A 1,894-nucleotide genomic window follows, 5' to 3' on the forward strand; every position below is an offset into this window, starting at 1 on the left:
TGCCTTTTCAGGCAGTTGGTTATCCAATAACTGGACTTTTCGAAAAAAATGAAACGCCTTATACACATACTGCTCAAGATATAATAGCTAATTTAGATTTGAATTATTTGACAGAAGTAGCGAAAGGAGCTTTGGCGACTTTATTACATTTTTCTCAAGCACAAGAGAAGTTGACTACAACAGATCATACTATTTCAACTTTGCAAGTGTACCCAAATCCAGTAAAGAGAAACCTTCATTTTTCGCAGATTTTAAAACAACCTACAATTTCTATATATAACGAAACAGGAATACAGGTCTATGAAAAGAAGTTTCGAACAGCTGTTTCGCAGATAAATTTAGAACATCTTACTTCTGGCGTTTATTTCGTTAAAATAAATTCGAATCAACATAGTTTTAAGATTTTGAAGAAATAAATTGTTGCGTCTCATTTATGTAATAAATTGACTTTTTTAGTTGAATAGTTACTTTTTTTGTCTAAATGGTAATCAACCTTTCGATACACGAGCACCGAACAAACCATACGGAATGGATATACAATGGATACAGAATACATATAGCGTGGATACACAACCGATACAGAAAAAATGCATTTTAGTGCATACAACCTCCATTTAGGTTAATGGATAACCAATTAGGTTCATTATTCGTCACTTCTAGTTAATTTGCTTGTCTAAGGGTTAATTTTACATCGTTGTTGTGCCCCATCAAGAAGAATACCGAATAAAAAATGAATATTCTAACCACAATAGAAACATAGGTTTTATTAAGTTTTACGTTCTACGCTTAACGTTTTACGGATTTTATCATTCTGAGTTTATTTCAGAATAGCATCAAATGATACTTATTTTAGAGGTTTGAATCGTCTTGGTCATTGTGCTGAATATCAAGTGGAAATACTGTTTTTGGTCATGTGTTCTTACGATTTAAATGATTCTCAAAGGTTATTTTGGTAATCTACTTCATTTTATATTTGTATTCAAAAAGTGATTTTGTGTTATTTCGAAGCCTTGAAAATTCCAGCCTCTCACAAATACATAATGGATTTTACTTAATACATTATAAATATTACATAGTACAACACTAAAATCTACTTTTTTAAATGAGATTTAAAGATTATCATTGCTCAAATGACGAGTTTAAATTCATTGAAACTTTAAAAATGATATCCTTTTGTTTTCCACTAAACATTTTTTTGTATAAAAAACAACTTGGCAATTATTACAACCCCTGAACTACAAAAATCTTTTACATACATTCTACTGCCACTATGTTGCCTTCATCCTGCCTTTATGTTGGGAGTATCTAGCAAGTATCTGTAGATGAAAAAAAAATTGGCCCTTGCGTTATATATGTTGTTTATATTTAGTGAGTGTTTATTATCAACCTCACCTTACGGGTGTACAATCACCCTCAAAAATTATATTTTTAAGCTGTTATAAGCTCAATTCCTGCTTTATCTGCCTTATATTTTATTTTGGTCATCAGTTTATAATAACTCCAATTTCTCAGTACAAAATCTTCTTCTTTGGCCAGCTCTATCTTTTCTTCTTGATCCATTAAAATAAGTGTTCCTGCTTTATTATTTACACAAAAATCAATTAACTTTCTGCTGTAAACATGTAGTCGATGATGCACATAATTTTTTTCTACTTGACTCATTTTATCTAGCGCTTTTAGTTTCCTCGTTTTTCCTTTGCCCGATTTTGCATAAGTTGCCCCAATTTGTATTCGTTTACGGGACGCTTGTATCGCTAACCTTCGGTATAGAAACTCTTCTTTGGTTCCTATAGTAAGCCGAGATTTTCCTATTTTTACAACCAACGGATATTCTAAAGAGAGAGAAGCTTCTGCAATAATTTCGGGTTGTAATTGATGATTTTCTTTTTCGATC

At 31.4% G+C, this 1,894-nt stretch carries 1 protein-coding gene and 1 pseudogene; one reads left to right on the forward strand and one right to left on the reverse strand.

The genetic code is table 11. The features are described from left to right. Positions 1 to 416, forward strand: a 416-nt coding sequence (locus N5E64_RS15535) for a T9SS type A sorting domain-containing protein (protein WP_280038300.1), incomplete at its 5' end; no start/stop codon positions are given. 1,012 nt (positions 417 to 1,428) lie between these two features. Here the strand turns inward: N5E64_RS15535 and N5E64_RS15540 are convergent. Next, positions 1,429 to 1,894, reverse strand: a pseudogene (locus N5E64_RS15540) (hypothetical protein); the annotation flags it as partial.

The organism is Empedobacter sp. GD03739, from assembly GCF_029843245.1.
Taxonomy (GTDB): domain Bacteria; phylum Bacteroidota; class Bacteroidia; order Flavobacteriales; family Weeksellaceae; genus Empedobacter; species Empedobacter falsenii_B.